The organism is Pseudomonas juntendi (assembly GCF_021560075.1).
Taxonomy (GTDB): Bacteria; Pseudomonadota; Gammaproteobacteria; order Pseudomonadales; family Pseudomonadaceae; genus Aquipseudomonas; species Aquipseudomonas juntendi.
Genome location: NZ_CP091088.1, coordinates 5,498,388 through 5,511,446, shown reverse-complemented (window position 1 = coordinate 5,511,446; position 13,059 = coordinate 5,498,388). Strand labels below are relative to the sequence as shown.

The 13,059-nt window shown below is 58.2% G+C and carries 13 protein-coding genes; 7 read left to right on the top strand and 6 right to left on the bottom strand.

Translation table 11 applies throughout. The features are described 5' to 3' along the window. Positions 1 to 132: 132 nt before the first annotated feature. The 4 genes from L1P09_RS25485 to L1P09_RS25470 are packed head-to-tail and all read right to left on the bottom strand — an operon-like array spanning position 133 to position 4,603. A complete protein-coding gene (locus L1P09_RS25485; RefSeq protein WP_099593669.1) occupies positions 133 to 747 on the bottom strand; it encodes a recombinase family protein in 615 nt (204 codons plus the stop codon). A gap of 51 nt (positions 748 to 798) precedes the next feature. Continuing rightward, positions 799 to 2,016, bottom strand: coding sequence for a TniQ family protein (locus L1P09_RS25480; RefSeq protein WP_003465063.1), 1,218 nt, complete (start codon positions 2,014 to 2,016; stop codon positions 799 to 801). Then, on the bottom strand, positions 2,013 to 2,921 hold the full coding sequence (locus tag L1P09_RS25475; protein WP_003465065.1) for a TniB family NTP-binding protein: 909 nt from the start codon (positions 2,919 to 2,921) through the stop codon (positions 2,013 to 2,015). The genes L1P09_RS25480 and L1P09_RS25475 overlap by 4 nt, the downstream gene beginning before the upstream one ends. Before the next feature lie 2 nt (positions 2,922 to 2,923). Then, positions 2,924 to 4,603 (bottom strand): Mu transposase C-terminal domain-containing protein, encoded by a 1,680-nt coding sequence (locus L1P09_RS25470; protein WP_003465068.1) that lies wholly within the window; start codon positions 4,601 to 4,603, stop codon positions 2,924 to 2,926. A 131-nt stretch (positions 4,604 to 4,734) separates the two neighbouring features. Between L1P09_RS25470 and L1P09_RS25465 the strand changes: the two genes are divergently transcribed. Together L1P09_RS25465 and L1P09_RS25460 are read left to right on the top strand one after the other, a co-directional pair. Continuing rightward, positions 4,735 to 5,490 carry an APH(3'') family aminoglycoside O-phosphotransferase gene (locus L1P09_RS25465; RefSeq protein WP_235768981.1) on the top strand — a complete coding sequence of 252 codons (756 nt, stop codon included), beginning with the start codon at positions 4,735 to 4,737 and terminating at the stop codon, positions 5,488 to 5,490. Further along, positions 5,490 to 6,326: an APH(6)-I family aminoglycoside O-phosphotransferase gene (locus L1P09_RS25460; RefSeq protein WP_000480959.1), complete on the top strand. Its 837-nt coding sequence runs from the start codon at positions 5,490 to 5,492 to the stop codon at positions 6,324 to 6,326. The genes L1P09_RS25465 and L1P09_RS25460 overlap by 1 nt, the downstream gene beginning before the upstream one ends. A 260-nt stretch (positions 6,327 to 6,586) precedes the next feature. On the opposite strand, the gene intI1 is transcribed toward L1P09_RS25460, so the two are convergent. Further along, positions 6,587 to 7,600, bottom strand: coding sequence for a class 1 integron integrase IntI1 (intI1, locus tag L1P09_RS25455; protein WP_000845048.1), 1,014 nt, complete (start codon positions 7,598 to 7,600; stop codon positions 6,587 to 6,589). A 154-nt stretch (positions 7,601 to 7,754) separates the two neighbouring features. Here intI1 and dfrA27 point away from each other — a divergent pair, with 154 nt between their 5' ends. Then, positions 7,755 to 8,228: a trimethoprim-resistant dihydrofolate reductase DfrA27 gene (gene dfrA27, locus L1P09_RS25450; RefSeq protein ID WP_001749985.1), complete on the top strand. Its 474-nt coding sequence runs from the start codon at positions 7,755 to 7,757 to the stop codon at positions 8,226 to 8,228. Positions 8,229 to 8,308: 80 nt separating this feature from the next. After that, positions 8,309 to 9,103 (top strand): aminoglycoside O-phosphotransferase APH(3')-XV, encoded by a 795-nt coding sequence (aph(3')-XV, locus tag L1P09_RS25445; RefSeq protein WP_235768291.1) that lies wholly within the window; start codon positions 8,309 to 8,311, stop codon positions 9,101 to 9,103. 284 nt (positions 9,104 to 9,387) lie between these two features. On the opposite strand, the gene L1P09_RS25440 is transcribed toward aph(3')-XV, so the two are convergent. Further along, positions 9,388 to 10,431, bottom strand: a complete 1,044-nt coding sequence (locus tag L1P09_RS25440) for an IS110-like element ISPa62 family transposase (protein ID WP_235768289.1) — start codon at positions 10,429 to 10,431, stop codon at positions 9,388 to 9,390. A gap of 230 nt (positions 10,432 to 10,661) precedes the next feature. Between L1P09_RS25440 and L1P09_RS25435 the strand changes: the two genes are divergently transcribed. From L1P09_RS25435 to folP, 3 genes are all read left to right on the top strand, one after another. Further along, positions 10,662 to 11,528: a PSE family carbenicillin-hydrolyzing class A beta-lactamase CARB-2 gene (locus tag L1P09_RS25435; protein WP_001931474.1), complete on the top strand. Its 867-nt coding sequence runs from the start codon at positions 10,662 to 10,664 to the stop codon at positions 11,526 to 11,528. Between the two features lie 216 nt (positions 11,529 to 11,744). Continuing rightward, on the top strand, positions 11,745 to 12,092 hold the full coding sequence (locus L1P09_RS25430; protein WP_000679427.1) for a quaternary ammonium compound efflux SMR transporter QacE delta 1: 348 nt from the start codon (positions 11,745 to 11,747) through the stop codon (positions 12,090 to 12,092). Further along, on the top strand, positions 12,086 to 13,057 hold the full coding sequence (folP, locus tag L1P09_RS25425) for a dihydropteroate synthase (RefSeq protein WP_000259026.1): 972 nt from the start codon (positions 12,086 to 12,088) through the stop codon (positions 13,055 to 13,057). Before L1P09_RS25430 ends, folP begins: the two co-directional genes overlap by 7 nt. The last annotated feature ends 2 nt before the right edge of the window (positions 13,058 to 13,059 follow it).

Genomic DNA, 13,059 nt, shown 5'->3' with positions numbered 1-13,059 from the left:
CATCTCCGCCTCTGACAGGCAACCAGTCAGAATGCGATTCACCCAAAAAAATATAAGTCCGATTCAATGGAGGTTCCTTCAGTTTGCTGATGAGGCGCGGAGGTGGCTCAACCTGCGAAAAGAAAAGAGTTGCTATGCAAGGCCAAGAACATGCTTTCCATGGTCTCTGAGCTCGCCTTTGGGGCCGACGTACCGGTAGAGAGTGACGCGCTCGATGCCAAGTTCCTTGCAGAGATCGGAAACTGAAGTATCGCGCTGGGCCATGGCGGCTTGCGCGAGACGCACCTGAGCTTTGGTGAGCGCGAATTTTCGTCCGCCCTTGCGACCGCGCGCTCTCGCGGAGGCGAGACCCGCCATGGTGCGCTCTCGGATCAGATCCCGCTCGAACTCAGCCAAGGTGGCGAAGATTCCGAACACCATGCGACCGGACGCAGTCGTGGTGTCGATCTGAGCGCCCTTTTCAGTCAGAACCCGCAGGCCGATCTTGCGGTCTGACAGCTCCTTCACCGTGTTGACCAGATGGGCAAGCGATCGTCCGAGGCGATCGAGCTTCCAGACCACCAGCACATCGCCGTCACGCAATGACTTGAGGCAAGCGGTCAAACCAGGGCGATCATCACGACCGCCGGAAGCAAGATCATCATAGATATTGTCCCGTTCGACACCTGCGGCGCGCAAGGCGTCGTGCTGCAGGTCGAGAGACTGCGAGCCATCGGCTTTGGAGACGCGGGCATATCCGATCAGCATGTATCACAAACGTTCGATTATGTGACAGTGTGAGCCAGAAAGTTCTCGCCGTCAAAAACTGTCACTTAACCCGTCATTTAGTCTAAGACCTGCAAACGGCCATTCAGGCTCGTAATGTGACAAAAACTCCGGCGGGATGCCCTCCTTGGTGAACGTGGCGCGCAAACGTTCCAGGGATTCGGGGTCGCGTCGCCCGTAGGACGCCAGTGTGAACAGCAAGCGGGCCGTCTCCGGGTTGTGTCGCGCTTCAATGATGGCCTCATCGATGGCCTGGGCTGCTCGTTGCCAGTGGTTGATGGGTTCCGGCTTCGGCACCTTCGCCGGCAGGCCGTTGGTGAAACCAGTGTGCGGCTCCGTCTGAAACAGCGCGGCCTGTTCCCCGCGCGGGATCAGCGCCTTTGACTCGATCAGCGTGATGGCGGTGGCCGCCGCCTCCAGCATCTGCCACTGCACCGCCGGGGCCAGAATCTCGTAGGGACGCCACAGACTCTGCCCGGCGCGCAGCGGATGGCCGCAGCGCTCCCAGACATGGCGGATGCTCGCCGAGCAACTGCCGCAGTGCGAGAGCGGCGTGTTCAGCTCATCAAGCAGGGTGCGCAGCAGCCGGAACCACAAGCCGGCGTGGACACGCCGACGCGGCAGCTCCACAAAACCCGTCGTCAGCGCCTGCCAGGTGCGCCGGTCCATGCAGGCGATTGCGTCATCGGCAGGGCGCGGCGCAGCATCGGCGATTTCCCACTGAAGATACCGGCCGGGCATGCCCCAGTAGGACTCCAGCCAGCAGCCATGCTGCGGGCAGCTCAGCATCAAGGGGAGCTGCCAGACGAGTAGCACAGCTTGATTCGTTGGATCGTTCAGACACTGCGGACACGCCCGGCGAATCGTCTGGCTCGGTAGCCAGGCACGCCAGCGAGTGATGGACCGCACCTTGCGGGTGCGCTTGGGCAGGAGCACCGCGCATTGGAATGTATAGGTTTCCAAGGCTGCTGGTACCGAATCGTCGAGACTGTCGAGCAGCCACGGCACCCAGCCTGCAAGACTCATGCTGCGCAACCGCTCCAGCTCGACGCCACTGCGCTGGCAGAGCGCCGTCAGCAACGACAAGGATGGTGCGGTATCCAGGTCATCAAGTTGGCTGTGACCAAGATCGTGGGCCAGCAGCTCGTGCACGTCCATCTGGTAGCAGGCGGCGACCCGGTTGAGCCATGAGGACAGGGCTTCGCCTTCCTTGGGTGCCGGATGCAGCGGCCAGCGCGGCGCGGACTTCACATCAGTTCCCGCTCGAACTGTCGCCGCCGCTCACTGGGGCCGATGTAGTCGGCCATGCTGAGCGTGCGGTGGTTGATCGCTTCCTCGCCACTCTCCACGGCGGCGACGGCCGCCGCCACCAGCAGATGTGCAAGCTCGCCGATGGTGCCTTCGCTCCGGGTGAGCAGGTAGCGGGCCATGTCCAGCGTGGCAATCGGGGATGGCCGCCGTAGCGGGAGTGACGCCGCGAAGCTGGCCAGCAGCGAGCAGCAGTCCTCATTGGCCTCCCACGGCGGCAGCAGCATCGGCTCGAAGCGGTTTTCCAACTGATCGTCCGAACGGATGGCCAGGTACGCCTCGCGCGTGCCGACCCCGACCAGGGGGATACGCAGCTCGTTGCCGAGGAAGCGCAGCAGGTTGAGGAACTCGCGCCGGTTAACGCTGTTGCCAGCCAGTACATTGTGCAGTTCGTCGATCACCAGCATGCGCACGCCGACCTTGCGCAGCAGGGCCAGCGCCAGTTGCTCCATTTCCGGCAGCCGTGGGCGCGGGCGCAGCGGCGCGCCCATCGCAGCCAGCAGCGCGACATAGAAGCGGATCACCGATGGCTCTGACGGCATCTGCACGACCAGCACCGGGATATGTTCTTGGTCAGCGTCGGTGCCGACCGGGTGCGCCCGCCGGAATTTCTCGACGATCATCGACTTGCCGTTGTTGGTGGGGCCGACCAGCAGCAGGTTTGGCATGCGTTGCTTGTTCGGCCACGCATACAGAGTTTCCAGCCGGTTCAGCGCCTCGACCGCGCGCGGGTAGCCGATCCAGCGGTCGGCGCGAATGCGCTGGATGCGCTCGTCTGCCGGCAGCCTGGCCAAACCCTGTGCCGCTGGCAGCAGGTGGGACAGGTCAATGACGGGATATTCGTCCACGGCTACCACTCCTCGATCTGATCGAACGGTTTGGCCGGCGGCAGGTTGTCTGCCTGCGGGTCAGCCATGTCCACATCCGGCGGTATGGGCTTGGCCGGTGGCTCCGACGTCTTGAGGTGCTGGCGGCGATCAGCGTCGCGCCGCGCCTTGCGCGTGGCCTTCTGGGCGGTGGTCACGATCTCGCGCATCTGCCCGATCATGCGGAACAGCGCCGACTCGTCCACCTGCTCGCGCCCGAGCTGACGCAATTTGGCCAGCGCCTGGCGTTGTTCCCAGAGGGTGACGGCCGGATGGGACAAGGTGCGGTAGTGGATCTCCAGATAGTGCTGACCTTCCGGTTCCAGTACCCAGATGCGGCTGATGTCGCGCGGATCGCGCCGGATCAGGAAGGCGGGCAAGCGCTCGCGCCGGGCAATCCACGGCTTGAGGGCGTCGGCGTAGTAGTGGATGTGGTCGATGACAAAGCCGGTGCGGGTCAGGGTGCGGCGGATCACCGGCAGGAAATCGACCAAAAACGCGGTGGGGCGGGTAACGACGGCCGGGACGCCAACGCGCTCCACGGCCTCGGCCCAGCGCGCGGCCGGCGGCTGGAGCAGGCCGTTGTGCACGGAGCCGTGATAGGTGCCTACCGCCAACGCGAGCCAGCGCTCCAGCTCGCGCAGCGTCAGGGTGGCCATCTTCTCGGAATCGTACTCGCCGCGCTGGCCGGGATTGGAGAAGGTCGTCCCCGGTAATTCGTCGTGGATCATCTGCATCGCCGTGCCGATGATCCGTTCCACGATGCCGCCGTAGTGCGGCTGGCCTGGTGGGCGATAGTCCAGCCGGATGCCATGCTGTTCGCAGCCACGGCGCAGCGCTTCGCTTTTGAACTCGGCCGCGTTGTCCAGATAGAGCAGCCTGGGCTTGCCGCTCATCGGCCAGTCCATTTCCACATTCAGCCCTTCCAGCCAGGGCCGCTTGTCGCAGGCGGCATGCGCGAGGCATAGGCCGACCGAGACGGCGGACGGCGCTTCCAGCGTGACCACCATGCCGAGTACGCAGCGCGTGAACACGTCGATGGCGAGGGTCAAATATGGGCGGCCAATCGGTTGCCGGTCGCGCTCGTCGACCACGATCAGGTCGATGACGGTGTGGTCGATCTGCACCTGTTCCAGCGGCATGGTGACTTCGGGCGGAATGCCACCCGCGCCTTGCAAGGGACGGGCAGCGTCCTGCCCGCCCCGGCTGCGGGCTATTTTCGCCGGGTGTAGTCCGGCAATCCGCTGGGCCACGGTGTTGCGCGCCGGCACCGGCAGCTTCTGGGTTTTGCACGCCTGCGCGACTTCGCGGTGGAACGCCGCCAGGCTGCGTTTCTGCTTGGTCAGGAAGCGCTTTTGCAGCAGCTCGCGGATGATGCGCTCGACCGGTTCCGGCAAGCGCCCCTTGCCTTTGCCGCCGCCGGATCGGCCGGGCGTCAGGTCTGTTACCAGGCCAGTACCCTGCCGGGCGCGACGGATCAGGACATATACCTGTCGCCGGGACAGGCCCAGCGCTTGGGCTGCCTCATCGGCGGCTTCATGCCCGACCACCTCAAGCGCTGCCAGTGGCCCGATGATTTCCGTCCGGTGCCGGGCTTGCGCCCATGCCTCGTCGGGCAGGGTGGCCACGCCTTGCGCGGCAATCGGTGGAGTGTCTGATGTCATGCCCAAACCTCGCTTTGGTGCACACGAGTATTGAGCATAGTCGAGATTGGTGCAGACGACTCCTGATATTGGGCTGTCAGGAGCCGTATGCACACCAGGCGTTACATCCAGTCAGATGGTGCGGTCGTCTTCTGAAAACGACAGGAGAATCCGGTGATTTTGTTTTTCGACGTGGTGACGGGCATGCCTTCGCGAAAATCGCACCTGCTTCCCGTCGCGGTGAGCTCGCTGGAGAGCGTGACCGCCTCATTTGGCTCAAAGGTCGAGGTGTGGCTTGCCCCGAGGTAATCAACTGGCAGGAGGAACAGGAGGGCGCATGCCTAGTGATAACGGCAATTCCGGGAGTACCGGCGGCGGATCTGTCTGGAGCAGATTTGCTCAAAGCGTGGCCGTCAATGGGGCAGCAACTTGGGGCTGTTCACAGCCTATCGGTTGATCAATGTCCGTTTGAGCGCAGGCTGTCGCGAATGATCGGACGCGCCGTTGATGTGGTGTCCCGCAATGCCGTCAATCCCGACTTCTTACCTGACGAGGACAAGAGTACGCCGCAGCTCGATCTTTTGGCTCGTGTCGAACGAGAGCTACCGGTGCGGCTCGACCAAGAGCGCACCGATATGGTTGTTTGCCATGGTGATCCCTGCATGCCGAACTTCATGGTAGACCCTAGAACTCTTCAATGTACGGGTCTGATCGACCTTGGGCGGCTCGGAACAGCAGATCGCTATGCCGATTTGGCACTCATGATTGCTAACGCCGAAGAGAACTGGGCAGCGCCAGATGAAGCAGAGCGCGCCTTCGCTGTCCTATTCAATGTATTGGGGATCGAAGCCCCCGACCGCGAACGCCTTGCCTTCTATCTGCGATTGGACCCTCTTACTTGGGGTTGATGTTCATGCCGCCTGTTTTTCCTGCTCATTGGCACGTTTCCCAACCTGTTCTCATTGCGGACACCTTTTCCAGCCTCGTTTGGAAAGTTTTTTTGCCAGACGGGACTCCTGCAATCGTCAAAGGATTGAAACCTATAGAAGACATTGCTGATGAACTGCGCGGGGCCGACTATCTGGTATGGCGCAGTGGGAGGGGAGCAGTCCGGTTGCTCGGTCGTGAGAACAATCTGATGTTGCTCGAATATGCCGGGGAGCGAATGCTCTCTCACATCGTTGCCGAGCACGGCGACTACCAGGCGACCGAAATTGCAGCGGAACTGATGGCGAAGCTGTATGCCGCATCTGAGGAACCCCTGCCTTCTGCTCTTCTCCCGATCCGGGAGCGCTTTGCAGCTTTGTTTCAGCGGGCGCGTGACGATCAAAACGCAGGTCGTCAAACTGACTACGTCCACGCGGCGATTATAGCCGATCAAATGATGAGCAATGCCTCGGAACTGCGTGGGCTACATGGCGATCTGCATCATGAAAATATCATGTTCTCCAGTCGCGGCTGGCTGGTGATAGATCCAGTCGGTCTGGTCGGTGAAGTGGGCTTTGGCGCCGCCAATATGTTCTACGATCCGGCTGACAGAGACGACCTTTGTCTCGATCCTAGACGCATTGCACAGATGGCGGACGCATTCTCTCGTGCGCTGGACGTCGATCCGCGTCGGCTGCTCGACCAGGCGTACGCTTACGGGTGTCTTTCCGCGGCTTGGAACGCGGATGGAGAAGAGGAGCAACGCGATCTAGCTATCGCGGCCGCAATCAAGCACGTGCGACAGACGTCATACTAGATATCAAGCGACTTCTCCTATCCCCTGGGAACACATCAATCTTACCGGAGAATATCGTTGGCCAAAGCCTTAGCGTAGGATTTCGCCCCCTCCCGCAAACGACCCCTATAGCAGCGGAGGGGTTGGATCCATCAGGCAACGACGGGCTGCTGCCGGCCATCAGCGGACGCAGGGAGGACTTTCCGCAACCGGCCGTTCGATGCGGCACCGATGGCCTTCGCGCAGGGGTAGTGAATCCGCCAGGATTGACTTGCGCTGCCCTACCTCTCACTAGTGAGGGGCGGCAGCGCATCAAGCGGTGAGCGCACTCCGGCACCGCCAACTTTCAGCACATGCGTGTAAATCATCGTCGTAGAGACGTCGGAATGGCCGAGCAGATCCTGCACGGTTCGAATGTCGTAACCGCTGCGGAGCAAGGCCGTCGCGAACGAGTGGCGGAGGGTGTGCGGTGTGGCGGGCTTCGTGATGCCTGCTTGTTCTACGGCACGTTTGAAGGCGCGCTGAAAGGTCTGGTCATACATGTGATGGCGACGCACGACACCGCTCCGTGGATCGGTCGAATGCGTGTGCTGCGCAAAAACCCAGAACCACGGCCAGGAATGCCCGGCGCGCGGATACTTCCGCTCAAGGGCGTCGGGAAGCGCAACGCCGCTGCGGCCCTCGGCCTGGTCCTTCAGCCACCATGCCCGTGCACGCGACAGCTGCTCGCGCAGGCTGGGTGCCAAGCTCTCGGGTAACATCAAGGCCCGATCCTTGGAGCCCTTGCCCTCCCGCACGATGATCGTGCCGTGATCGAAATCCAGATCCTTGACCCGCAGTTGCAAACCCTCACTGATCCGCATGCCCGTTCCATACAGAAGCTGGGCGAACAAACGATGCTCGCCTTCCAGAAAACCGAGGATGCGAACCACTTCATCCGGGGTCAGCACCACCGGCAAGCGCCGCGACGGCCGAGGTCTTCCGATCTCCTGAAGCCAGGGCAGATCCGTGCACAGCACCTTGCCGTAGAAGAACAGCAAGGCCGCCAATGCCTGACGATGCGTGGAGACCGAAACCTTGCGCTCGTTCGCCAGCCAGGACAGAAATGCCTCGACTTCGCTGCTGCCCAAGGTTGCCGGGTGACGCACACCGTGGAAACGGATGAAGGCACGAACCCAGTGGACATAAGCCTGTTCGGTTCGTAAGCTGTAATGCAAGTAGCGTATGCGCTCACGCAACTGGTCCAGAACCTTGACCGAACGCAGCGGTGGTAACGGCGCAGTGGCGGTTTTCATGGCTTGTTATGACTGTTTTTTTGTACAGTCTATGCCTCGGGCATCCAAGCAGCAAGCGCGTTACGCCGTGGGTCGATGTTTGATGTTATGGAGCAGCAACGATGTTACGCAGCAGGGCAGTCGCCCTAAAACAAAGTTAACCCAAAGGAGTATCGTGAAAATATCACTAATGGCTGCAAAAGCAAGAAATGGGGTTATTGGCTGCGGCTCGGATATCCCGTGGAACGCTAAAGGTGAGCAGCTGCTTTTTAAAGCAATAACTTACAATCAATGGCTCTTAGTCGGCCGTAAAACATTTGAGGCAATGGGGGCTCTCCCAAATAGAAAGTATGCAGTTGTCAGCCGCTCAGGATCGGTAGCTACTAACGATGATGTGGTTGTGTTTCCATCTATAGAAGCAGCAATGAGGGAGCTAAAGACTCTTACGAACCATGTTGTTGTTTCTGGTGGTGGAGAGATCTACAAGAGTCTGATCGCCCATGCCGACACGCTACATATCTCGACAATAGATTCCGAGCCAGAGGGCAATGTTTTCTTTCCGGAAATCCCCAAAGAGTTCAATGTGGTGTTCGAGCAGGAATTTCATTCAAATATAAATTATCGCTATCAAATCTGGCAAAGGGGTTAACCATCCAAGCCATCGGACACATTTTGCTTCGCTGCGCTCAAAACGCAAAATGTGCCGCTGCTTAGCGGCGTTAGACCGCTATGACAGTCGCCCTCGACGAAGTATCTGAACTAAAGAATTTGCTTTCACCCTTGTTGGATGAATGCACTTTTGAAGAAGTTGAGTATGGTCAGTCAGAAGCTCGAGTGATTCGAGTTCTATTTCCTGATCGCAATACCGCGTATCTAAAGTACGCCTCCGGATCTTCTGCTCAAGAAATTCTTCAAGAGCATCAGCGCACTAGATGGCTCAGAACACGAGCTCTCGTACCGGAAGTGATCTCATATGTCTCGACTTCAACTGTCACCATCCTGTTGACAAAAGCATTGATTGGCCACAATGCCGCTGACGCCGCAGATGCAGATCCAGTTATTGTTGTTGCAGAGATGGCACGAGCGTTACGCGACCTCCATTCGATCTCGCCTGACGATTGCCCATTCGACGAAAGGCTCCACCTGCGACTGAAGCTGGCTTCGGGCCGTTTGGAAGCCGGGTTAGTTGATGAGGAGGACTTTGATCACGCAAGGCAAGGCATGCTGGCGCGGGATGTTTACGAGCAACTTTTTATACAAATGCCTGGAGCGGAGCAGCTGGTAGTCACACATGGCGACGCCTGTCCCGAGAACTTCATCTTCCAAGGTAATGCCTTCGTCGGCTTCATAGACTGCGGTCGGGTCGGGCTTGCCGATAAGTATCAAGACCTGGCGCTTGCATCGAGAAACATTGACGCGGTATTTGGACCAGAACTCACTAACCAGTTCTTCATCGAGTATGGAGAGCCAAATCCGAACATAGCTAAGATTGAGTACTACCGGATCTTGGATGAGTTCTTCTAAGCGCGGTCTAACAATTCGTATATGGACTCTCCCCACAAGTAGTGAGCAAAGCTTTGCCTTTGCACCTGTCGTCAGCGCGGTTGCATTCGTATATCCGGCCTGTTTTGGGCTTTTCTGCCCTGGCCATTCTGTAGTTCGCGCAGCGGGGGCCAAGCGTTCAATCGATCACACAGATCATCATTGTTATCGGCCTTGTTCCGCTGCAGGACTCGCCTGTTCCGACAGTGCTGCTGTTCACCACAACCACAAGAAAACCATCACACCTTTACTGATTACCCCCGCCGTCAGGCGGGCTTTACGCTCTGCCAATTGCCATTGAAACGCCGCTCGTGGCACCACACCGCCCAGCAGATCCGCACCAGTTTGTTGGCCAGGGCCACCGCCGCCTTGTTGTGACCGATACGCGCCGCCGTCTGCACAGCCCAGCGCTGTAACTGCGTCAGCTTTTCCGGCGTTCGAGCCTGGCAGCGTTGTGCGGCGAGCAAGGCTGCACGTGAGCCGTGGATCAGTAACGTGCGCACATAGACATTGCCCTGCCGGCTGATATGGCCGAGCTTGCGGCTATTGCCACTGCTGAACTCACGCGGCGTCATGCCCAGCCAAGCGCTGAGCTGGCGACCGCTGGCAAAGCGTTCGGGCTTGCCGACAGCGGCGGTCAGGGCGCTGGCGGTTAGCAGGCCAATGCCACTGACTTCATCCAGTTTGCGCACGATGTCATCATCAGCATGCCAGCGCTTGAGTTGCTGTTCGCATTCAGCCATGCACTGTTCGTACAAGTTGATCTCGGCCAGGACGATATGCAGCAGGCGGCTCAAGGAAGCGAGTTCAGGTTGGTCTACAAGTTCACTGGCAGCTCGGATGAAGGCTGCGGTCGACGTTGGGGCTTCGATACCCGCTTCACGCAGCATGCCGCGCAGCAGGTTGATGCGCTGGGTACGGCTCTTCTTCCAGGTTTCACGTAGCCCGTGCAATTGCTGGAGCTGTTGTTGATCGTGGCTCTTCACCGGCACGGGATGAATGTCGGTGCAGCGCGCCGCTTCGAGCATGGCATCGCAGTCATTACGGTCGGTTTTGTTACGACGGCGATAGGGCCGCACGTAGCGCGGGTGCAGCAGCTTCACCTGATGACCGAGCGATTGCGCCAACCGCCCCCAGTAATGCGCTGTACCACAGGCCTCCATCACCCACTCGACCGGCTCGGCCTGCTCCTGTATATATCGCCGGAACGCCTCTCGGTTCAGCCGCTTGCGCTGCATCACCTGGCCGGAGCGGACACTCTCGGCAACTTGGTAAACGGACTTGGCCAGATCAACTGCGATGCGCTTCATCACGACACTCCCAATTTCAGTCACCACCGTTCTCGGTATAGAACGGTGGCGCGGGGAGAGTCCATTACAGCATTCAAGCCGAGATCGCTTCGCGGCCGCGGAGTTGTTCTGTAAATTGTCACAACGCCGCGGCCGCAAAGCGCTCCGGCTTAACTCAGGCGTTAGCCATATTATGGAGCCTCATGCTTTTATATAAAATGTGTGACAATCAAAATTATGGGGTTACTTACATGAAGTTTTTATTGGCATTTTCGCTTTTAATACCATCCGTGGTTTTTGCAAGTAGTTCAAAGTTTCAGCAAGTTGAACAAGACGTTAAGGCAATTGAAGTTTCTCTTTCTGCTCGTATAGGTGTTTCCGTTCTTGATACTCAAAATGGAGAATATTGGGATTACAATGGCAATCAGCGCTTCCCGTTAACAAGTACTTTTAAAACAATAGCTTGCGCTAAATTACTATATGATGCTGAGCAAGGAAAAGTTAATCCCAATAGTACAGTCGAGATTAAGAAAGCAGATCTTGTGACCTATTCCCCTGTAATAGAAAAGCAAGTAGGGCAGGCAATCACACTCGATGATGCGTGCTTCGCAACTATGACTACAAGTGATAATACTGCGGCAAATATCATCCTAAGTGCTGTAGGTGGCCCCAAAGGCGTTACTGATTTTTTAAGACAAATTGGGGACAAAGAGACTCGTCTAGACCGTATTGAGCCTGATTTAAATGAAGGTAAGCTCGGTGATTTGAGGGATACGACAACTCCTAAGGCAATAGCCAGTACTTTGAATAAATTTTTATTTGGTTCCGCGCTATCTGAAATGAACCAGAAAAAATTAGAGTCTTGGATGGTGAACAATCAAGTCACTGGTAATTTACTACGTTCAGTATTGCCGGCGGGATGGAACATTGCGGATCGCTCAGGTGCTGGCGGATTTGGTGCTCGGAGTATTACAGCAGTTGTGTGGAGTGAGCATCAAGCCCCAATTATTGTGAGCATCTATCTAGCTCAAACACAGGCTTCAATGGCAGAGCGAAATGATGCGATTGTTAAAATTGGTCATTCAATTTTTGACGTTTATACATCACAGTCGCGCTGATAAGGCTAACAAGGCCATCAAGTTGACGGCTTTTCCGTCGCTTGTTTTGTGGTTTAACGCTACGCTACCACAAAACAATCAACTCCAAAGCCGCAACTTATGGCGGCGTTAGATGCACTAAGCACATAATTGCTCACAGCCAAACTATCAGGTCAAGTCTGCTTTTATTATTTTTAAGCGTGCATAATAAGCCCTACACAAATTGGGAGATATATCATGAAAGGCTGGCTTTTTCTTGTTATCGCAATAGTTGGCGAAGTAATCGCAACATCCGCATTAAAATCTAGCGAGGGCTTTACTAAGCTTGCCCCTTCCGCCGTTGTCATAATCGGTTATGGCATCGCATTTTATTTTCTTTCTCTGGTTCTGAAATCCATCCCTGTCGGTGTTGCTTATGCAGTCTGGTCGGGACTCGGCGTCGTCATAATTACAGCCATTGCCTGGTTGCTTCATGGGCAAAAGCTTGATGCGTGGGGCTTTGTAGGTATGGGGCTCATAATTGCTGCCTTTTTGCTCGCCCGATCCCCATCGTGGAAGTCGCTGCGGAGGCCGACGCCATGGTGACGGTGTTCGGCATTCTGAATCTCACCGAGGACTCCTTCTTCGATGAGAGCCGGCGGCTAGACCCCGCCGGCGCTGTCACCGCGGCGATCGAAATGCTGCGAGTCGGATCAGACGTCGTGGATGTCGGACCGGCCGCCAGCCATCCGGACGCGAGGCCTGTATCGCCGGCCGATGAGATCAGACGTATTGCGCCGCTCTTAGACGCCCTGTCCGATCAGATGCACCGTGTTTCAATCGACAGCTTCCAACCGGAAACCCAGCGCTATGCGCTCAAGCGCGGCGTGGGCTACCTGAACGATATCCAAGGATTTCCTGACCCTGCGCTCTATCCCGATATTGCTGAGGCGGACTGCAGGCTGGTGGTTATGCACTCAGCGCAGCGGGATGGCATCGCCACCCGCACCGGTCACCTTCGACCCGAAGACGCGCTCGACGAGATTGTGCGGTTCTTCGAGGCGCGGGTTTCCGCCTTGCGACGGAGCGGGGTCGCTGCCGACCGGCTCATCCTCGATCCGGGGATGGACCGGCGATTGGTCCATGGCGAAACGGCCGACCTTGCGCCGACCGGCTTCGGGCAACAGGTCCGCGAAGCCATGGACCAGCGCCGCGAGCATCATATCGAACAGCGCGATGCCACGCGCAACAGGGACGGCCGAATCTTCTACCGGCGCAATCTTCTCGCCACCCTGCGCGAGCGGGAAGTTGCGCGCGCCGGTGCGGAGATGGCCGAGGGCAAGGCGCTGCCGTTCCGCGCCGCCAAGGATGGTGAGAGTGTCAGCGGCAAGTTCACCGGGACTGTCCAGCTAACGAGCGGCAAGTTCGCCATCGTGGAAAAGAGCCACGAGTTCACCCTTGTCCCGTGGCGGCCGATCATCGACCGCCAGCTCGGCCGCGAGGTCGCGGGTATCATGCAGGGCGGTTCGGTGTCGTGGCAGTTAGGGCGGCAGCGGGGGTTGGGGCTATAGGA

Coding starts and splice junctions, on each gene's coding strand:
- L1P09_RS25485 (WP_099593669.1), bottom strand. CDS start 747: ATGCTGATCGGATATGCCCGCGTCTCCAAAGCCGATGGCTCGCAGTCT.
- L1P09_RS25470 (WP_003465068.1), bottom strand. CDS start 4,603: ATGACATCAGACACTCCACCGATTGCCGCGCAAGGCGTGGCCACCCTG.
- L1P09_RS25460 (WP_000480959.1), top strand. CDS start 5,490: ATGTTCATGCCGCCTGTTTTTCCTGCTCATTGGCACGTTTCCCAACCT.
- intI1 (WP_000845048.1), bottom strand. CDS start 7,600: ATGAAAACCGCCACTGCGCCGTTACCACCGCTGCGTTCGGTCAAGGTT.
- L1P09_RS25440 (WP_235768289.1), bottom strand. CDS start 10,431: ATGAAGCGCATCGCAGTTGATCTGGCCAAGTCCGTTTACCAAGTTGCC.
- L1P09_RS25435 (WP_001931474.1), top strand. CDS start 10,662: ATGAAGTTTTTATTGGCATTTTCGCTTTTAATACCATCCGTGGTTTTT.
- L1P09_RS25430 (WP_000679427.1), top strand. CDS start 11,745: ATGAAAGGCTGGCTTTTTCTTGTTATCGCAATAGTTGGCGAAGTAATC.
- folP (WP_000259026.1), top strand. CDS start 12,086: ATGGTGACGGTGTTCGGCATTCTGAATCTCACCGAGGACTCCTTCTTC.